This window comes from Clostridium aestuarii, from assembly GCF_026735135.1.
Lineage (GTDB): Bacteria > Bacillota > Clostridia > Clostridiales > Clostridiaceae > Clostridium_H > Clostridium_H aestuarii.
The window spans coordinates 1-18,368 of the sequence record NZ_JAPQER010000007.1; the positions used below are offsets into that span (position 1 = coordinate 1).

The following is an 18,368-nucleotide window of genomic DNA, read 5'->3' on the forward strand; positions in this document are numbered from 1 at the left end:
GTGCACAAAAGGAGGAAAGAACATGTTCAAAATAGGAGATTTTGCAAGGTTTAATAAGGTAACAGTAAAGACATTAAGACATTATGAAAAAGTTGGACTTCTCATGCCTATATATGTAGATCAGTATTCAGGATATAGGTACTATTCAGCAGGACAGATTGATAGGCTTAATAATATTATTGCATTGAAATGTATAGGTTTCTCTTTAAGTGAAATAGCAATTCTAATTGAGACGAACTTATCAAAGGGAGAAATGGTTAGAATATTTAAGTTAAAAGAGGAAGAGATAATTGAGAATATAAGACTTGAAAATGAAAAACATCTAAGAATCAAATCTATAATAAATTCAATTGAGAATGGAGAGAAAAATATGGAATATAATATTGTAATAAAAGAATCAGCAGCTATAAAAGCAGCATCATTAAGGGACATTATACCAGAATACAGTGCACAATGTCATTTATGGCAGGAATTAAATGAACATTTACAAAATAATAATATTAAGACAACAGGACCTTGTTTTGTAATTTACCATGATAATGGTTTTAAAGAAAGTGATGTTGATATTCAGATATGTAAGACTATATCACAGGATTTTCCTGAAACTGAAAGAATAAAGAATATAGAGATTGATGCTGTAAAGGAAATGGCATGTACTATCCATAAAGGAGCTTATGAGAATTTAAGTAGTGCATATCACGCACTTTTAAAGTGGATTGAAGAAAATAATTATGAGATAGCAGGAGAAAATAGAGAATTATATATTGAAGGTGAGTGGTCAACTGACAATATTGAAGATTATATAACTGAAATTCAAGTACCTGTTAAAAGAAAATAAAGGAATAGTCTAAGCAGCAATAGTTTTGGAAGGTATTTGTAAAAGATGAAACCTATTGGAAAGATAGTGATTTATATGTAAAATTTAAAGTTGAAAGGATTTAAATTATGAATAGACCTATTTTATTTGAAGGTGTTGATGTTGCTGTACCATTAACTTTTGCTCAATGTAAAACATTAAAAGATGTAGGATACAGATTTGTTTGTAGATACTATACTGATTATTCAGACCCAAAACAGATGTGGAAATTAATTTCAAAAGACGAGGCAATAATGATCTCAAAAGCTGGTTTAGATATAATTGCTATATATGAATTAGGAGGAAGAGGTAATAAAACTTACTCTAAAGAAACAGGAAAAAAAGATTGTATTAATGCAATTAGGTGTGCAGAAAAAATAGGTCAACCTAGCAATACTACAATATACTTTGCTGTTGATTCAGGAGTAAAATTAAATTATGGAATAGAATGTATAAGTAATTATTTTGAGGGAATAAATGAACAAATGAAACTTTACAAAAACACAAGTGATAATGAAGGCTGGAATTTAGGAATCTACGGAAGTTATTATGTTATTGAATATATGCACAATCGATGTGGAATCGTAAATTATTGGCAAACAGCAGCTTGGAGTGAAACAAAAATATCTGATAAAGCTGACTTCATGCAATATATACTTAACATTTCTGCTCATGGTATCTACGCTATAGACATGAATATATCGTATACTCCTATTTTAGGTCAATTTAGAATTTAAAAAACAAGAGGAATTACCTCTTGTTTTTGTTTAATTATAAAATTTTTTGTATCTTTAATACCTTAAGCATATATTTAGCTCTATTTGAATATGAATGAATTCTAACTGAAATTTCTCCTTGATTACGAATCAGGTCACGTTCTTCATCATTTTTCAAATAATACTCTACTAATGCTAAAGTTTCTTTTGGTGAAGAAGAAAGTACTAAATCTTTATTAGGTTCAAATAATCGTCTGAGCTCAGGTGTATCTGAAGTGAGTAAAAATCCCTTTGAAGCAAGGATTTCATAGGTTCTTTGTGTCATTTGAGTAAGATGATTTTGAAGACCTAGAATAATCTTAGATGAACTATAAACTTTGCTTGTTTCTGTAAATGGTAATTTACCATGAATCCACTCATCAGGTATATTTGTACCAACAAGCTCCTCCATTTCTTTCCATCCCCATCCCCAAAAATCAACTCTTATGTTTTGCTTTAAAAGTGGAGATATAAGAGTTTTGATAGATTTTATCCTATAGTGATTTGGATATAATTTAAGATTGTTTAAATAACCATTAGCAACTACGGCTATAGAATGACTATATTTAGCCTCAGGAGCTGTATAATGATTTACATTTGGATGAAACCCAAAATCCATATGAGCTGCTTTAACACCTAATTTTTCATAATAACTAAATCTAGATGGACATATAGTAAAGATAAAATCTGGGTGCATCTTTTGTATTAAAGGTAAAGTGAAACTGAACGTATGAGTTGGGTCTTCAGTAGCCCAATATACAAGAGGTATTTTAGCTTGCTTAGCATACTTACTTATCCAAATAACTCTTCTACCAGTAGTTGCAGTAGTCCATCCCATTGTGATAATTAGCTGTGGTTTGAAAGTTTTTATAGTTTGAATAAGCTCTTTTTCTTTTAATGAACTACAAAGCATAACCTCATGTCCTAAATCACGAAAACCATTTGGAAGACCAAAAATCCACATAGGATTATCTTCCCAAAAGAGTATACGCATAATTAAACATCCTCTATTAATTAATAAAATTTTCTTTATTATTCACTTATTTTAGTGGTATCTTCAACTTCTTCAGAATTATCATCCGAATAGCTGATTTTGTCTGATTCATCATTAATATATTCAAATTCTTCAGGTGCTTCATTAAGTAAAGAAACGTTCATTATAGGATTGAATATTTTAATTATTATTGTTGATCCTATTTTGAAGGGACCAATTGCAAATTCACCATTATGATCAGCTGTAACATATCCAATAGATTTTAGGTCATTAGGGTCACTATCATAATAAGTAGGTCCAGGAATAAATAACATAATTAATGCATCAGGTACCTTTTTAGGGTCATCACTGTCATCCCATACAGTTCCATGAATTGCTTTTTCATCACATTTAGGTAAAATAAAATCTAAATTTAATTGTTCATAATCTTTAGTAATTTGTATATCATATCTTGATGACTTATTATTCAATTAAAAAACCTCCTAAAATTTAAAAATAACTAACTTTTTCGCACTTTTAGTATATTCACAGAAATGATTATATGTGTAGTAATAGAATTTTATTAAGAGATATTGTATTCAGATTGGTTTTATTCTTCATATAATATATTGAAATACAATCAAAGGAGAATATATATGCGAATACTATTTCTTGAAAGTCATCCTAGGTGGATATATGGATTACCCAATGGATTTTTAGATGCTGGACATGAAGTTAAGTTTTTGAATTCCCTAGCTAAAAAAAATATTCCAAAGATACTTTCTGAATTTAATCCGAATTTAGTAGTATCTATGGGATGGACTCCTCAAAATAATGATAAAAAATTTCAAGTCATAAGAAGATATATTAAAACGTTAAATATACCATATATTTATTGGGCTACTGAAGACCCCGGTTACACTCATATGTTTACATTACCTTTTATTCAGAGGACTCAACCAGAGTTTGTATTCACCATTTGTCATGAAAGAATAAAATATTATAAAAAATTAGGAATAAAAGCAGGTCATTTGGATTTTGGTTATCATGAAAGTATACATTGTCCGCTTAAATGTGAAAGTATGTATAAAAGCAGCATTGCAGTTGTTGCAAATGCCTATCCTAATTTTTTAAAAAAACACCCTGACCATTTCAGATTAAAATCAATAAAAACACTTATAGAGCCTATATTAAAAGAAAAAATTCACATTGACTTTTGGGGAAATGATTGGGATAAAATGAATTCAATTTTGGAATATGATATTCCTAAAGAATGTATACGAGGATATATACCGTATACAGAAACAAATAAAGTATATAGTTCTGCTGATATAATTATTGGTATACAAAATCAGTATAATCATCCCCAACTTTGTCAAAGAACCTATGAAGTTCTTGGTTCTGAAGGGTTTCTTCTAACATCTGATACTCCTGCTGTTAAACATTTGTTTAAACCTGGACAGGATCTTATAGTCTCTTCATCACCTGAAGATACTATAAAATTAGTACGTTATTATTTAGAAAGACCAGAGGAACGAGATAAAATTCGAATAAATGGGAAAAAAACTGTTGCAAAACACAGCTACAAACACCGTGCAAAATATATTATTGATACTTTAAAGAAAGAAGGTATAATACCTCAAAATATTAAATAAGTTAGTAATATAGTATAAGTTAGGAGAGTTGTAAATAAATGCGTATTCTTTTTTTTCTAAGTAGTTCTATTTGGATGCATACTCTACCTGAAGGTTTTATTGATGCAGGACATGAAGTTAAAATTTCTGGACCTATAACTAGAAATAATGTTCCTAAACTTATTTCAGAATTCAAGCCTAATTTGATTATGAGTATGGGAGTAGGACCTGATCAGACCCAACAAAGACAATTAATTATAAGAAGATATTGTAAATCTTTTAAAATACCACATGTTTATTGGTCGCTTGAAGACCCTGCTTTTACTCGAACACTTTCCATGCCTATTATACAAAGAGTTCAACCTGATTTTGTATTTAGTATCTGTCCTAAAACAGTAGATTATTATAATAAAATGGGAATTAAAGCTGCTTATATGGATTTTGGATTTGCTCCTAAAATTCATCATTATATTGGAACACAAAATAAATATAAAAGTTCAATAGCTTTAGTTGCAAATGCGTATCCTTATGTACTCAAACACTATCCAAACCATTACAGACATCAATCTTTAAAAACACTGGTAATTCCATTATTAAAAGAAAATATAAGAATTGATATATGGGGGAAGGAATGGGAGGAGGTTCAAAAAGTTTTAGGAGGTAATATACCTAAGGAATGGATTCATGGATATTTACCTTATAAAGATGCAAATAAGGTTTATAGTTCAGCTAATATTATAATTGGTATTCAGGATTATACTACTCAAGTTACTCAACGTACTTACGAAGTTTTAGCTTCAGAAGGTTTTCTGTTAACTGATGATACTATTGGAGTGAGAAAGTTATTTAATCCTGATAAGGATTTAGTTGTTTCATCATCTCCACAAAATACTTTAAATCTTGTGAAATATTATTTAAATAACCCTGATGAATGTAAAAGAATAGCTAAACATGGTGCTTTATCTACAGAAGGAAACAGTTATAAAGATAGAGCTGAATATATGATTGATGTATTAAGAAAAGAAAAAATAATAAAAGTATAATAATAAAACGCTTACTGACTTATGGTAAGCGTTTTGTGTTAATGTTTTAATAATTCACCAACTGTTACAAACTTGAAACCAAAAGCTTTAAGGTTTCTTATGGCAATGTCTGTTGCTTCAGCAGTATGATTTCCAGAAATATGCATAAGCACAATATCTCCGCCTTGAGCTTTTCTTAATATTCTATTAACTATAACTCTAGTAGTAGGGTGCTGCCAATCTATAGTATCTATACTCCAATAAATACTGTATTTATATCCAGCTGCACCAACAGCTTTAAATACTTTTTTATTCCATGAGCCAAACGGTTCTCTAAATAATGGACAAGGGGTTACTCCTATAATTTTTTTTATTGCATCTTCTCCCTTTAAGATATTTTTAACAATTTCATCATGGGAGATATTTACCATATCAGGATGGTCATAGGAATGATTTCCTATCTCATGTCCTTCGTAAGCAATGCGTTTTGCTACTTCAGGAAATTTTTCTACCCAAATACCTGTTAAAAAAAAAGTGGCTTTTACTTTGTGTTTTTTTAAAACATCTAATATTTGATAGGTTTCATTATCTTCAAAACCAGAATCATAAGTAAATGCAATTTGTTTGTGATTTGTATTAGCGTTAATTATAAGAGTTGAGGGCTTTATATACTGTGAATCTACATTCATTTCATCACCTCAGTATATAATATGTGCTTTTAAATATTATGTCACTAGCAGGTAAAGATATAGTAATGAACAGTACAATATCAATATATATATTTTGTAGTATTTTAGAATACTAAAGGAGTTTTTATGGAAGGTTATATTTTAAATGAATAGTTGTAATTTTTCGGTATTAACTTATTGATTTTAAAAGGAGAGATGAATGATGAACATATTATCAGTAGCCATTATTCTATTTATTTTATTAGAAGCATCTAATGTAATTATTTTATACTTTAAACCTGATTCTAAATTAGGAAATGGTGTTGCAGTATTTAATGCTTGGGAGACATCTAAGAAGGATACAGAAATGCACGAGTTTGTTAAATATTTGGTATATTGGGTAGCAGGAACAAAGTTAATATTTATTGCTTTATTAATAGTAATTTTACTAACGGCAAGTGAAACAACAAAGTTACTAAGTGTAATTGCCTTAATACTTTCTATAGCTTCTTTTTATTGGAGATTATTCCCTATTATTAGAGAATTAGATAAAAAAGGTCAAATTACACCTTTGGGCTATTCTAAAACACTTGGAATAATGATAGGTGGATTTATTACTATATTTTGTTTATCACTATTATTGGAATTTATATTATAAAATGGAAGAAATTTTATAGCAAAAAGAAACTATTTATGGTTTCTTCTTTGCTATCTATTTTTTTAGTACAAGCGTTTTGCGAGGAGATGTATCTTGATATATATTACTTTTCATTTTTTTGTAAAATTTTAATAGTAGCTTTACCAATTTTATTCATAAGACTTAGAGGTATGTCATATCCATCTTTACAGTGTATATCAATTTTTATTAAAGAATTTTTATAAGAAAAAATCATTTCTTTATAATTGTTAAATATTTCTTTTATATTTTTATTTTTAGCACCTGAATCTCTCCAAAAAATGAGATCATTTTCCAAAGGTTTGTTTAAATAAATTATGTTGAAATTAACAATACAATTTGAATCATTATTAATATATGTTATGCGTTTTTGAGTGGGTTTTTCATTAGCACTAAAGTTACCTGATAAAGTCAAAAAACCTCTTTTATTAAAAGAAAGTTTTGATATATTTTGTTTTGATAAAATTATAGTATAGCTCTCAATAATTATAATAATAAGCATACTTACTAATAGAATAGTATTTATTTTCTTTTTCATATACAACCTTCCTTTTATGAATGTTTTTTCAGTGATAAAAACCCCTTTTATTTAACATTATACAGATATATTATAATATATGTAAAATTATTCAAGTACATTTCTTCTTTTTATATTCAATTTCTGAATATAAGTCTAAGTATTTAGCGTATATCTTTAGTAATGGTAATTGTTTTTATTTGGTTAATTAGTTTTAATATGTTAAGATTACATAAATAAAAATATAATAATTGAAAGAAGATGAAACTTAAAAAATGAAAAAAGTCCTTATTATAATACTTGTTATAGTTACAATTATTGTAGTATATAATGAATACCCTAGAAGTGGTTCATTCAATGAGTTGATATTAAGTAAATATTCAGGAGAGCAATTTAATGAAATTGAAATAACAAAAGGTGATACCCGTAAAATCTGTAAAGACATTGATAAAATTGATGAGTTTTTAGAACACCTAGGTCAATTTCAGCTTGTTGAGTATAAAAAGACAGTACCTTGTGAAATGGATGATATTTATTGGATTAGTATTTATGGTAATAATAATATAATTGGCACTACTATAGAAAATAGGAAATTTATTTACATTTATGCAAGAGATGCTCGAAAATCAGGTAATTATAAAATTATTAATGATAGCTTAAATATAAAATACATTGAGGATTTTTATCTAGATCTGTTTTAGTATATTTACTATTTATATCTTTGACAGTTTGTGCAAAACAATTTACAGAGTTTACTTTTAATATACTTATAGTTGCAGTAACTGTAAGTAATAGTGCTATTAACCTACTTTTCATGATATTTTCCCCTTCTTATATGCTTTTATTAATTACTCTTTATCTCTTAGAATCTCATTAATTGAGTGAAATATATGTATTCTTGATAATTATACAAAAATTAACTTATATGTGCAATGAATTCCTATTGGAAATACAAGGATTTAGGTGTTTAATAGATTTTAGAAATGGCTTAAAACCTATGGTTGACTCTTAACATGTGATGTATTAATGCAATAGAAAGGGCGGACAAGCTTTAATTAGAAAAATTTTAAGAGCAATAAAAAACACAGGTGTACAAACCTGTGTTGATAGTTACAAATCTTTCAACGCCATTAATATAATAATTAGTATAATTATTATAAATACAATTATCAGAACTATATTTTTTATTTTTTCTTCAAAGTAAAAAATATTTGTTTTATATAATAGAAAATACAACACAATAAAAAGTGCACCTAATAAACTACCTATACATTTATCTTTAAAAAAACTATATAACATATAAATAAGAATAATTAACAGTATGTAACTCAATATTATCACCAGCCATTTTATATAGTAATAATTATACTTATTTTTAATAATATACATATTAATCTACTATAAGTAAAAATTCAACCTAATTTTATTATGAAACATTAAACACTTTCTCCACTTTTGTATTTTTAAGATCAATATCTTCTCCTATGAGTACTTCAATATCTCCGTCGAAGTAGTCCGCGTTTTGCTTATCAATCTCTTCTTCACTATCACATATTTCGCTGCAATGTAAAGAGTTTTTATCTTTTTTTATTCCTTTATTGTTAAAAAAAATTGTATTCATATTCTCCTCCTATAAACTAAGAATAATGCTGCATAATTGTGCAGCATTATTAAAATTATATTGCAAGCTCTTTTGATGTAGTTGTTAATATGCAAGCTGAGTCTTTAAGGGCCAAATCTCCACCACTTGTCATGAGTATATTCTTTTCTATGAGTGCCTCCATAGCATTATTAACAGCTGAAGCATCAAGGTCATCTTTTATTCCTTTAAATCTTACTGATGCCTTGGTACCATTAGAAGTTAAAAAATTCATAACTAAGACTTTATTCATTTACATTACCTCCTTTCATATTATGCAGTTAATAAATGAGCATCTTCTCTTAAAATTTCTAAAACAGCATCATCAGGTAGTAATCCTGATAAAGCACCACCTACTGCATATATGTTGTCATCACTAGCATCAGGTTTAACCTTGTTTAACCTTTGATTTTTAATGATCTCTTTACCTTTGTCATCAGTTCCAGCAACATATTTTAGGTTTAAGGTACTTTTAATATTTGCAGATGTAGCCATAATAACAGCTCCTTTCTTTTTTGTTTTCAAATATATATATGATTTAGCATTGAAAATTGAGGGATTACAGTTAACTAATTTAAAATTTAAAATGCGAAATGCAAGTTTTCTTAATTCTTAACTATTAATTGTTCCTTTATTTCCTCCACGTCTTTTTTCACATCCTCAACTATGTTCAATTTTTCAGTTAGTTTTCCTATTATTGTTTGATAGTTCTTCTCTCTTTCTTCCTGTTTTACATCTCTTTTTTCTTGTGCTTTTAATATGTAAAAAATAAGTGCAACTGATAGAGCCGCCCATATGCCTTGTGATGAAGCCATCTTCCAAAGTTCATTTTCCATAGTAACACCTCCAATTTAAGAGTTTTTATTTCTAACTGTATATATGAAGTTTTACTGTAGATAGATAAAAATTATAGAAATAAATTATAAAAGCATTAAAATAAGCCCCATGAAAGAGCTTATTTTAATGCTTCTTGAAGTATATAAGTAGGAAGTTATTTTATAAAATTACCTGCTTTAACAAATGTTTTTTTCATAATTATATATATATAAACCATCAAAATTAACAATTAAATCTTGTTGAATATTTATTAAATTTTTTCTATTTAATATTAAAGAAATAGATTGTAAACTCATTGTATAATCATAAACTATATTTATCTTATTATAATTTTTATCACAAAAAACAAAATTTTCATTAGCATATTGAATTTCACCTGCATCATTAATAATACAATTATCTAAAAATTGTCCTATACCTTTATCTAAAAATTTATTTTTAAAACTTATATCAATGTATATAGTATCTTTTTCGTAGCTAACACTTGATAAATAAACCTTGGTATTGTATTTATTTAATAGCAATTTATCAATGATAATATCATTTTCTACAATGTCATTTACAAATAATTTTTTAGGTAGTTCAAATTCTAATTGTATTTTTTTATTTTGTTTTTTTAGAGTATAATTTTTTTGGCTAATAATATTTTCTCTTAAACTTAATTGTTCTAGTATATTACTAATATTCACATTATTTTTGTGTATTTGTAATCCATTTATATTATTTATTAAAACTTCTTCCTTATCATTACAATAAATATAGGATTCTTCTTCATGAGCTGAAGTTACTAGCCACTTTGTGTCTTCTTTTAAAAAGCAAATATCTTCTGGAAAATTAGGTTGTTTCCACTGATATAATCCATTAACAGCACTTTTTAATATAGGTAATACATCATTACAACATTTGTAATAATACATAGTTCCAATTATCTTATTACTTTCAATGAAAGTTGAAGGAAGCTTATTGGATTTTTCAATTTTTATTAAATATGGCTCTAAAGTTTTTAGAACATTTTTTCCTCCAATATTAAATTTCAAATCATTTCTTACTACGATAATAAATTCAGAACATACATCCATTGCTAAGTCTAGTAATAAATAATATGTATAATTCTTTGGTTCTTTAGTAATAGTTAACATATTTTCATATCACCCCCAGATTTAATATGGAAAAAATGAATGTGATTTTAATATTCTTTGTTTACCTTGCAAAATATGATAGTGTTTTAAGATTAAAACATTTATTTCTTCTCTGTGAATACATAGCTAATAAGCTAAAATACCTATAAATAATCCTGCTATTACACCAACTAATGCTTCGGCAGTTAACTCAATACCACATGAAGTTTCAAGGCTTACTAAAACTTTAAATATAAAGCAATTCATCAATTTGCTTATACATATAAGAGCATAGTATTACAAAAACGTTTCATTTTTTACAAAAATATTTACTTAAATATTACATATATTTTATAATTTTGGTACAATTACTATAAAATGTATTAAAATCAATTATACAAGAGGAGCATTTAAAATGATAAACTTTAAAAGAAAAAAACAAGACAACATGAAACATTTTAAGGAATTAATTTCTCTAATATATACGGACTTTTATAAATTTATATTTTGTATAGTAAGAAACCAAATCTCAGCAGAAGATATTCTCCAGGATACTTTAATGTTGGCTTATGAAAATTTTGATTCTTTAAGAGAACATAGTAAATTCAAAGCATGGATTTTTACTATTGCTAAAAGAGAGGCAGTGACATTTATTAAAAAAAGCAAAAGAGAAATACCTAATGAAGATACAATTTTGGATTTAATACATATAAAAGAGGAATGTTTACCTGAAAGTATAATTATAAATAGGGAGTTATCAAAACATGTAACAATGGCTATAAATCAATTAAAACCTCAATATAGAGAAATTATTATATTAAAATATTATTCAGAGTTATCTTTTGTAAAGATAGCACAGATATTAAATATTAATGTAAATACTGTAAGAGTACATCATATGAGAGCTAAAAAAGATATATTAAAGTATATGCAGCAGAATTATTTTCAAAATGAAGATTATGTAGATACTTTAGAAAGGATGATAAAATAATGAAAGAAGATAAAATAGATAAAATGCTTGAGTATACCTTTAAAGTTAATTCAGATAACATAAAATGTATAGGTGATATACATGTACCTGATTTTGATAAGGTAATGGATAGATTTGAAAAGAATTTAGAGGAAAAAAATACAGAAAAAAATCAAACTTCTAAGAAATTTAATATAAAAAGAAATGTAGCTATAGCTGCTAGTTTTCTAGTATTATTATTTGTCTCTACTATATTAAGTGAAGTATCTGAGGTGAGGGCATTTAAATTTAATATGATGAAATTATTTGAAGAAGTTAAGGATAATGATAGAACTTTGAAGTTTTCTAGTAAGAGTGATGAAGAAAAACCTATGGATTTATCAGGAAATGGAGATACAATAGAAAAATCAGCAACTTTTAAGGAAGCACAGAAAAAGGCTAAGTTTAATATATTAAAGCCTGAATATTTGCCAGAAGGATATAAGTTAAAAGAAGTGAAAGTAATAGATAAACCATTTAATAGACAACAAGTCAAACAAGTATATATGAAAGAAGATAAACAAATTTTCATTGACCAGACTCCTTATAATGAAAGTAAAAAAACAACATTAGTAACAAATGAAAAAAACAAGTGTGAAAAAATCACTATAAATAATCAAGATATAACGTTAATTTATGATGATGATGGTTTCTCAGAATCTATTTGGTTTAGTAAAATATTTGAATTTAACATTACAATATTTGATTCAGTTTCTAAAGAAAATTTTATAAAAATGATAGAGTCATTAAAATAAGCCCTTTCATAGGGCTTATTTTATTTTACATATATGCTGTCAGATACAGAGGTATCAGTAGAGTTAGTAGATTTTTTTTAGATTTGTTTGTAAAAAGTGAAATGTTTTTGGAGCTAGATACTCTTATATAGTGAAAAACATGTTGATCAATTATTTTACAAATAATTTTTAACGTTAAAATATTATTAGTTGATTGTAGAATTTAAAAACAAAAAATGTGGATAACTTTTAGAATTTTTATAATTATATGCATTTACTTATTGATGACTTATAATTGGATAGGCTTAATTTCTGCTGTTTTGGCCGCAAAACATCATCTGCCACAACTGCGTTTTTTTTTATTACCGCAGGGTAGCATTCATTTGTTTTTTTATTTTATATCACAAGTCAGTATTAGCTTTGAATTAAGACATATCATCTCGAAGCGCGTCAATGATATTTTCTTTTTTTATCTTGTTAATTGCATACAGCATTGTAATGAACACCACAAGAAACACGCTAAACACGCTGATTCCGATACTGCCCCAGGGCAACACAAAATCGATATTGTCCGCACCGCCGCTAACCATTCCTTTGTAAATCAGCCAAGAAGAAATTATCGCTATTGGAAGCCCAAAGAGCAACGCCTTCATACCATAAAAGGCACACTCGAAATTCATCATCTTTTGGAAATCCCGTTCAGACATTCCCACAGAGCGTAGCATGGCAAACTCTCGTCTGCGCAGCTTTATATTCGTGGAAATCGTGTTGAATACATTGGCAATTGCAATCAGCGAAATCATAATGATAAAAGTATAAGCAAACACATTGGCAATGAATATCATATTGCGGTTATCATCAAGCATTTTATACATATTGTACAGCTTGTAGTTGGCTGTAATTCCCTCAGCTTGAATTATCATTTCTATTTTAGCCACCGACTGTGTGGGATTCTTTGACCTAAAGGTCAAGCCCTTAATAGCCACATGGGTATCGGGGGTTTTAAACTTCTCTTTGAGCGAATAGGGGGCCATCATCCTAAAAAAGAACGGATTCTTCGTTCCTGAGTTTCCTAGGATCGGGAGTGTATCAGGCGGCACGGTTTCGACAAACTTAATCCTTACGTTTTGCCCCTGTTCCATCTTCGGCTTGCCATTTATTTCGGGAGCGATAGTAAAATTTATGGAAGAACTCTTGAATATATCAATAAACTGGTCAGGCTCCTCCACCCGATTGCTGCGGCCTTTCATTTTGGCAACGGCAATCATTTTCGCATTTTGCCCGGTATATTCCTCTGCGGGCAAGCCCAAGCCTTTAATAATATTCAGATAGGCGCTGTTATCAAGAAACTGGATTTCCATTGGCAGATTAACCGTTTCGTCCGGCGAATGTGAACCCTCGTATTCCCAGTAATAGTCTGAAAGATCGCTTGCTTTGGCAGCGCATGAATACTTCATAAGCGCTTGATAGGAGCTTTCGTAAATACCGTCGGCTGTTTTTAGTTTGTCGTAAAGCTGCAACATTTTGCCATCGTCCATGTCCTGCGTGGCCAAACCGATGTCATAGGTAGTAAACACTACTGCCCGCTCCGACGCCTGTTTCAAATCCGTTACAAAAGCACTGGTCGATATAAACAGCACTACGCTTAAAACAAGTGATAGCACAATGCTGCGATAGCGTTTCTTGTTTCTTTTAAAATTCTTTAGCGCAAGGGTTCCCTCCAAACCGTAAATACGCTGCGCCAGTTTTGACGTTTTCACGGCTTTGGATTCAACTTTGACCTCGTTCGTCTGGCGAATACACTCCATCACGGGAGTGCTTGCGGCCTTCCTTGCTGGAATATAGGCTGAAATTAAAATAGTAACCATGCTGACAACTGCTGCGACGACAATGGCCGGGGCGGATATCTTTAAGGTTAAAGGTACGGTGTCGTATAGAATGTTTCCAAAATTTTTAGATACAACTGAAAGCATAAGCCTAATGCTGCTTATTCCCACGATAATGCCAATTGGTATGCCCACTGCACTGATACAAAGACCCTCAAATAATACGGAATTTCGCAGCTGCTTCGCTGTGGCGCCCACCGACGATAAAATCCCGAACTGGTGTGTGCGTTCGTTCAGTGAAATATTAAATGTGTTATAAATCAAAAAAATGGAGCCTATCATGATAATGACCACTACAATGCCGCCAACTGAGTACAGAAGGGTGTTGAATATATTATCATCGGAAAGGCCCATGAAGCGTAGAACATTATCGTTGAAGGCGTAAGTATAGTTTTTAGCTGTGTTGCTTGCGTAAGCGTGAACACCACGGGGGTTTTTAAGCCTGAGAAATAGACTAAAGCTGTCCCCTTTGTATTGTGAATCTGCTTTCGTTATCAAGGTATATCCAGGTGCGGAAGATTTCTCAAAACTAGGTCTTTGGCAGATACCCACAACTGTGTAAGTTTTTTTATCTTGTGGCACAAGAGTTTCGCGCCCGGAAGTGTAAGGGTCCTGTTGACCGAGATTCTTGTTGCCATTCATACGATTTCCCACAGCAAGTGAAAGCGTGTCGCCCACCGAAATTTTGACGCCACCGTTTGCTGCGACGCTCCCCGAAACAAGAATCTCCCCACTGTTTTTCGGTAATCTACCTGAAATCAGGGTTATGGGTAAGGTATCAAAGGCTTTCTTGTTAAATCCGGCTATAAAAAGATACGGCTTTTTGGGGTTTTTCCCTCCGTCAAGTTTTGCGTAGCCAATATTTTCAAATGTCGCGGTGTTAGCGGTTTTCTCATCATGGGTTCTTTCTTGTACGAAAGAAGAAGGAACGTCCAAAAACTCAACGTGCCAATTGCCGTATTTATGGGCCGCACCATTTGCCATATAGTTCAGTAGGGAAATTCCAAAGGTAGCCACTGCTGTAATCATGGCAGCAGACAAAATAACTCCGATAATCGTTACAAGGGTTCGTGTGCGGTTCTTTTTCAGTCCTTGCAGAGCGACTTTGTTAAAAACGTTCATTACTGTGTCACCTGCCTCTCATCTCGAACTACTTTACCGTCTGCTATACCTATAATACGGTCTGCCTGCAGGGCGATATTTTCATCATGTGTAACAATGATAAGGGTCTGATGATATTTGTTATGGCTTTCTTTCAGAAGACGGATGATCTCCTGCCCATTGCGGCTGTCCAAACTGCCAGTGGGTTCATCTGCCAGCATGACTGCCGGTGCGTTCATCAAAGCGCGACCGATTGCAATACGTTGTTGCTGGCCACCGGAAAGCTGGTTCGGCAAATGAGTTTTACGATCTTCTAGTCCAAGCAGTTCCAACAAGTCATTCAGCCGTTCCTCGTTGACCTTCCGCTTGTCCATCAGTATAGGCAAGGTGATATTTTCTATTACATTCAAAGTAGGAATTAGGTTATGAAACTGGTAAATTAGTCCCACCTGACGCCTGCGAAAAATGGCAAGTTTTTCATTGCTTTGGGCATAAATATCCTGGCCGTCCAAATACACTTTTCCGCTTGTTGGAACATCTACACCGGCGATGACGTGAAGCAATGTGGATTTCCCGGAGCCAGAGGAACCGATGATTGCGGTAAATTCCCCCTTTTCGATTGTAAGCGAAACATGGTCAAGTGCGGCAACTTGGTTTTCGTCCTTACCGTAGACCTTGCATAAATCTTCAATTTTTAAAAACTCCATTATGTGAGCCTCCTTTTTTATGTTTTACCCATATAATAGAACTTTCACCTTACATTTTAGTGACTTTCAAGTGAGAGATTCGTCACTTTGGGAAACGAATGGAAAATATTGCGCCGCCTTGCAGGTGATTTTTGGCGGTAATCGTCCCTCCCTGCCGTGTTATAATCATCTTGCAAAGAGCCAATCCGATCCCGTATCCTGTGGCGCTTGCGTTTTTTCCACGATAGAACCTGTTGAACAGGCAGGGTAAGTCTTCTTTTTTAAAGCCCGCGCCGCTGTCGTGGATGGTAATCTGGGTAAACAGGGCGGTGTCCTCACAAATAATATCAAGATTCCCATTATTCCCTACGCTTTCCATACAATTTTTGATGACATTTTCAATTGCTTCTGAAAGCCATCCTAAATCTCCCAAAATCTTTATCTCTTTTGGCACGTCCATTTGTAAAGTAATATTGTGCAGTTCCATGGGAATCAGAAGCGGGTGAAGTGCGGCATTTATCAAGTGGTTCACATCGATTTGTTCTCTTTTAAAAGCCACAATGCCCGCGTCCAAACGGGATAATTTCAAAAGTGAAGTAATCAGCCAATCCATCCGCACAAGCAATTCCTCTGTTTCCCGCATCAATGCTTTCCTGTCATTTTCGTCAGGGTTATTCTCTAACAATGACAGAATAAGGTTCACGGATGTGAGAGGGGTGCGGAGTTGGTGGGCTATGTCAGCCAGCGAATCGGAAAGATGCTCTTTTTCTTTTTTAAGAGCATCGTTTTGCTCCCGAATACGCAGCGTCATTTTTGTTATCTCGCTTTGCAGAATGGAAAGTTCCCCCTCTTCCGATTCACCAATATGTAGATGGTCAGCATTATGAAGCACAAGATCGATTTGATTTGAAATCCGAGCAATGCTTTTGTATCGGGCTTTGGTAAACGCGAAAAACGCTGTGCCAAAGGTGGCGGCAGAAGCAATGGCAAGGATTCCGGCAGCCGTATTTATTGCAAATCCCAGCATTACAGCGGCTGCGGCCATTAAGGATAACAAAATGGCAAACTGTCGAAACTCTCTATTCCGAAGCATACTCGTCCCCCAATCTATACCCTGTCCCACGAACAGTTAGAATAATTTGTGGTCTTGCTGGGTCTTTTTCTATTTTCTTTCGCAAGCGTTTGATGTACACGGTTAGTGTATTGTCATTGACAAACTCGCCTGCCGCATCCCATAATTCGTCAAGTAGCTTGCCCCTTGTGATAATATTTTTGGGGTTGTTAATAAACACCAGCAACAAGCGGTATTCTAATGCTGAAAGAAAAATCTCGCTTCCGTTTTTTTTCACAACGCCGCTTGTCATATCCACATGAAGCCCAGAAATTTCAAAACCCGACCCGGAACGCCCGCTTTTTCGCAGGGCGGTTCCAATTCGCGCAATCAATTCACGCGGACGAAAAGGCTTAGTGATATAGTCGTCTGCGCCCATGTTCAGCCCGGTAACAACACTCCCCTCATCGTCGTAAGCTGTTAGAAAGATAACTGGAATATCTTGCGCTTCTTTGATTTCCGTGCAAACCGTAAAGCCATTTCCGTCAGGCAAAGAAATATCAATCAACGCCAAGTCAAATTTATTCCCGCCAAGGGCGGCAAGGGCTTCACCTCGCGTAGGCGCGTGGGTGACTGTAAATCCTTCCGAGCGGAGCAAAAGTATAAGGTTTTTAGCGATTGCCTTATCGTCCTCAACCAAAAATATCCGTTTCATTTATTTTCACCATCCTTTACTTTACTGCTTCTATATCGTCCGCCAGCCGGTTTTTCAGCGTTAACCAGAACAAACCATGTATTTCCCATTTTTTTAGCTCCCTTAATCCGTCAGGCAGAGCAATGGTACACTACCATTCTGTCTGTGATCCCCCAATTTTTCGCTGCTTCTTTTGTCGTTATATAATCCATGCTCAATCCCTCCAATGCTCTTAGTATATTTCTTTTATCCAAAATATACAATTAATTATTATGACTTATTTGTAATCGGTTAATAACTAGTCACCTTGACAAGCTATTAACCGAGGATTTAATCCATTTTTTTTGCTGTTTCTATGATACTATATATAATTACACTTGCTTTTGCACCTCGAACTGTATCTGAAAACAAGAAGTTTTTCTTCTAATTACAAAGGGCTTATTTTACATATATGCTGTCAGATACAGAGGTGTCAGTAGATTGTTTTGTAAAAAGTGAAACGTTTTTGTAGT

Annotated in this window: 21 protein-coding genes; 8 read left to right on the top strand and 13 right to left on the bottom strand. The window is 31.7% G+C overall.

Annotated features, from left to right (window positions below):
- Positions 1 to 22 precede the first annotated feature (22 nt).
- Positions 23 to 838: a MerR family transcriptional regulator gene (locus OW763_RS13670; protein ID WP_268041704.1), complete on the top strand. Its 816-nt coding sequence runs from the start codon at positions 23 to 25 to the stop codon at positions 836 to 838.
- A 107-nt stretch (positions 839 to 945) separates the two neighbouring features.
- Positions 946 to 1,593, top strand: a complete 648-nt coding sequence (locus tag OW763_RS13675; protein ID WP_268041705.1) for a glycoside hydrolase domain-containing protein — start codon at positions 946 to 948, stop codon at positions 1,591 to 1,593.
- 34 nt (positions 1,594 to 1,627) lie between these two features.
- Here the strand turns inward: OW763_RS13675 and OW763_RS13680 are convergent, their stop codons facing one another.
- A complete protein-coding gene (locus OW763_RS13680) occupies positions 1,628 to 2,605 on the bottom strand; it encodes a CgeB family protein (RefSeq protein ID WP_268041706.1) in 978 nt (325 codons plus the stop codon).
- Positions 2,606 to 2,643: 38 nt separating this feature from the next.
- The gene (locus OW763_RS13685; protein WP_268041707.1) at positions 2,644 to 3,075 is read right to left on the bottom strand and encodes a hypothetical protein; all 432 of its coding nucleotides are present in this window, start codon (positions 3,073 to 3,075) and stop codon (positions 2,644 to 2,646) included.
- 165 nt (positions 3,076 to 3,240) lie between these two features.
- Between OW763_RS13685 and OW763_RS13690 the strand changes: the two genes are divergently transcribed.
- Both OW763_RS13690 and OW763_RS13695 read left to right on the top strand, forming a co-directional pair.
- On the top strand, positions 3,241 to 4,239 hold the full coding sequence (locus OW763_RS13690; protein ID WP_268041708.1) for a CgeB family protein: 999 nt from the start codon (positions 3,241 to 3,243) through the stop codon (positions 4,237 to 4,239).
- A 38-nt stretch (positions 4,240 to 4,277) separates the two neighbouring features.
- Positions 4,278 to 5,261 (top strand): CgeB family protein, encoded by a 984-nt coding sequence (locus OW763_RS13695; protein WP_268041709.1) that lies wholly within the window; start codon positions 4,278 to 4,280, stop codon positions 5,259 to 5,261.
- A gap of 38 nt (positions 5,262 to 5,299) precedes the next feature.
- Here the strand turns inward: OW763_RS13695 and OW763_RS13700 are convergent, their stop codons facing one another.
- Complete coding sequence (locus OW763_RS13700; RefSeq protein ID WP_268041710.1) at positions 5,300 to 5,929, bottom strand: polysaccharide deacetylase family protein; 630 nt, start codon at positions 5,927 to 5,929, stop codon at positions 5,300 to 5,302.
- A gap of 199 nt (positions 5,930 to 6,128) precedes the next feature.
- Between OW763_RS13700 and OW763_RS13705 the strand changes: the two genes are divergently transcribed.
- A complete protein-coding gene (locus OW763_RS13705) occupies positions 6,129 to 6,566 on the top strand; it encodes a hypothetical protein (protein ID WP_268041711.1) in 438 nt (145 codons plus the stop codon).
- Positions 6,567 to 6,669: 103 nt separating this feature from the next.
- Here the strand turns inward: OW763_RS13705 and OW763_RS13710 are convergent, their stop codons facing one another.
- Entirely contained in the window at positions 6,670 to 7,122 is a 453-nt protein-coding gene (locus OW763_RS13710; RefSeq protein ID WP_268041712.1) for a hypothetical protein, read from the bottom strand.
- A gap of 254 nt (positions 7,123 to 7,376) precedes the next feature.
- On the opposite strand from OW763_RS13710, the gene OW763_RS13715 reads away from it, so the two are divergent.
- Complete coding sequence (locus OW763_RS13715) at positions 7,377 to 7,802, top strand: hypothetical protein (protein WP_268041713.1); 426 nt, start codon at positions 7,377 to 7,379, stop codon at positions 7,800 to 7,802.
- Positions 7,803 to 8,527: 725 nt separating this feature from the next.
- On the opposite strand, the gene OW763_RS13720 is transcribed toward OW763_RS13715, so the two are convergent.
- From OW763_RS13720 to OW763_RS13740, 5 genes are all read right to left on the bottom strand, one after another.
- Positions 8,528 to 8,722 (bottom strand): hypothetical protein, encoded by a 195-nt coding sequence (locus OW763_RS13720; protein ID WP_268041714.1) that lies wholly within the window; start codon positions 8,720 to 8,722, stop codon positions 8,528 to 8,530.
- A 55-nt stretch (positions 8,723 to 8,777) separates the two neighbouring features.
- Entirely contained in the window at positions 8,778 to 8,993 is a 216-nt protein-coding gene (locus tag OW763_RS13725; protein WP_268041715.1) for a DUF2922 domain-containing protein, read from the bottom strand.
- Positions 8,994 to 9,013: 20 nt separating this feature from the next.
- On the bottom strand, positions 9,014 to 9,235 hold the full coding sequence (locus OW763_RS13730) for a DUF1659 domain-containing protein (protein WP_268041716.1): 222 nt from the start codon (positions 9,233 to 9,235) through the stop codon (positions 9,014 to 9,016).
- Between the two features lie 110 nt (positions 9,236 to 9,345).
- Positions 9,346 to 9,576, bottom strand: coding sequence for a BhlA/UviB family holin-like peptide (locus tag OW763_RS13735; protein WP_268041717.1), 231 nt, complete (start codon positions 9,574 to 9,576; stop codon positions 9,346 to 9,348).
- A gap of 177 nt (positions 9,577 to 9,753) precedes the next feature.
- Positions 9,754 to 10,716 carry a hypothetical protein gene (locus OW763_RS13740; RefSeq protein ID WP_268041718.1) on the bottom strand — a complete coding sequence of 321 codons (963 nt, stop codon included), beginning with the start codon at positions 10,714 to 10,716 and terminating at the stop codon, positions 9,754 to 9,756.
- Positions 10,717 to 11,110: 394 nt separating this feature from the next.
- On the opposite strand from OW763_RS13740, the gene OW763_RS13745 reads away from it, so the two are divergent.
- Together OW763_RS13745 and OW763_RS13750 are read left to right on the top strand one after the other, a co-directional pair.
- Complete coding sequence (locus OW763_RS13745) at positions 11,111 to 11,686, top strand: RNA polymerase sigma factor (protein WP_268041719.1); 576 nt, start codon at positions 11,111 to 11,113, stop codon at positions 11,684 to 11,686.
- Positions 11,686 to 12,459, top strand: a complete 774-nt coding sequence (locus OW763_RS13750) for a DUF4367 domain-containing protein (RefSeq protein WP_268041720.1) — start codon at positions 11,686 to 11,688, stop codon at positions 12,457 to 12,459. The genes OW763_RS13745 and OW763_RS13750 overlap by 1 nt, the downstream gene beginning before the upstream one ends.
- 404 nt (positions 12,460 to 12,863) lie before the next feature.
- Here OW763_RS13750 and OW763_RS13755 read toward each other — a convergent pair whose 3' ends face one another.
- The 4 genes from OW763_RS13755 to OW763_RS13770 form a co-directional block, all read right to left on the bottom strand.
- Entirely contained in the window at positions 12,864 to 15,446 is a 2,583-nt protein-coding gene (locus OW763_RS13755) for an ABC transporter permease (RefSeq protein ID WP_268041721.1), read from the bottom strand.
- Positions 15,446 to 16,132: an ABC transporter ATP-binding protein gene (locus OW763_RS13760; protein ID WP_268041722.1), complete on the bottom strand. Its 687-nt coding sequence runs from the start codon at positions 16,130 to 16,132 to the stop codon at positions 15,446 to 15,448. The genes OW763_RS13755 and OW763_RS13760 overlap by 1 nt, the downstream gene beginning before the upstream one ends.
- An 82-nt stretch (positions 16,133 to 16,214) precedes the next feature.
- Positions 16,215 to 17,204 carry a sensor histidine kinase gene (locus tag OW763_RS13765; protein ID WP_268041723.1) on the bottom strand — a complete coding sequence of 330 codons (990 nt, stop codon included), beginning with the start codon at positions 17,202 to 17,204 and terminating at the stop codon, positions 16,215 to 16,217.
- Entirely contained in the window at positions 17,191 to 17,877 is a 687-nt protein-coding gene (locus OW763_RS13770; protein WP_268041724.1) for a response regulator transcription factor, read from the bottom strand. Before OW763_RS13770 ends, OW763_RS13765 begins: the two co-directional genes overlap by 14 nt.
- Between the last annotated feature and the right edge of the window lie 491 nt (positions 17,878 to 18,368).

Excerpts from the sequence above, each read along its gene's own strand:
- OW763_RS13670 (WP_268041704.1), top strand. The coding sequence starts at position 23 with ATGTTCAAAATAGGAGATTTTGCAAGGTTTAATAAGGTAACAGTAAAG.
- OW763_RS13675 (WP_268041705.1), top strand. The coding sequence starts at position 946 with ATGAATAGACCTATTTTATTTGAAGGTGTTGATGTTGCTGTACCATTA.
- OW763_RS13680 (WP_268041706.1), bottom strand. The coding sequence starts at position 2,605 with ATGCGTATACTCTTTTGGGAAGATAATCCTATGTGGATTTTTGGTCTT.
- OW763_RS13690 (WP_268041708.1), top strand. The coding sequence starts at position 3,241 with ATGCGAATACTATTTCTTGAAAGTCATCCTAGGTGGATATATGGATTA.
- OW763_RS13695 (WP_268041709.1), top strand. The coding sequence starts at position 4,278 with ATGCGTATTCTTTTTTTTCTAAGTAGTTCTATTTGGATGCATACTCTA.
- OW763_RS13700 (WP_268041710.1), bottom strand. The coding sequence starts at position 5,929 with ATGAATGTAGATTCACAGTATATAAAGCCCTCAACTCTTATAATTAAC.
- OW763_RS13705 (WP_268041711.1), top strand. The coding sequence starts at position 6,129 with ATGATGAACATATTATCAGTAGCCATTATTCTATTTATTTTATTAGAA.
- OW763_RS13710 (WP_268041712.1), bottom strand. The coding sequence starts at position 7,122 with ATGAAAAAGAAAATAAATACTATTCTATTAGTAAGTATGCTTATTATT.
- OW763_RS13715 (WP_268041713.1), top strand. The coding sequence starts at position 7,377 with ATGAAAAAAGTCCTTATTATAATACTTGTTATAGTTACAATTATTGTA.
- OW763_RS13720 (WP_268041714.1), bottom strand. The coding sequence starts at position 8,722 with ATGAATACAATTTTTTTTAACAATAAAGGAATAAAAAAAGATAAAAAC.
- OW763_RS13725 (WP_268041715.1), bottom strand. The coding sequence starts at position 8,993 with ATGAATAAAGTCTTAGTTATGAATTTTTTAACTTCTAATGGTACCAAG.
- OW763_RS13730 (WP_268041716.1), bottom strand. The coding sequence starts at position 9,235 with ATGGCTACATCTGCAAATATTAAAAGTACCTTAAACCTAAAATATGTT.
- OW763_RS13735 (WP_268041717.1), bottom strand. The coding sequence starts at position 9,576 with ATGGAAAATGAACTTTGGAAGATGGCTTCATCACAAGGCATATGGGCG.
- OW763_RS13740 (WP_268041718.1), bottom strand. The coding sequence starts at position 10,716 with ATGTTAACTATTACTAAAGAACCAAAGAATTATACATATTATTTATTA.
- OW763_RS13745 (WP_268041719.1), top strand. The coding sequence starts at position 11,111 with ATGATAAACTTTAAAAGAAAAAAACAAGACAACATGAAACATTTTAAG.
- OW763_RS13750 (WP_268041720.1), top strand. The coding sequence starts at position 11,686 with ATGAAAGAAGATAAAATAGATAAAATGCTTGAGTATACCTTTAAAGTT.
- OW763_RS13755 (WP_268041721.1), bottom strand. The coding sequence starts at position 15,446 with ATGAACGTTTTTAACAAAGTCGCTCTGCAAGGACTGAAAAAGAACCGC.
- OW763_RS13760 (WP_268041722.1), bottom strand. The coding sequence starts at position 16,132 with ATGGAGTTTTTAAAAATTGAAGATTTATGCAAGGTCTACGGTAAGGAC.
- OW763_RS13765 (WP_268041723.1), bottom strand. The coding sequence starts at position 17,204 with ATGCTTCGGAATAGAGAGTTTCGACAGTTTGCCATTTTGTTATCCTTA.
- OW763_RS13770 (WP_268041724.1), bottom strand. The coding sequence starts at position 17,877 with ATGAAACGGATATTTTTGGTTGAGGACGATAAGGCAATCGCTAAAAAC.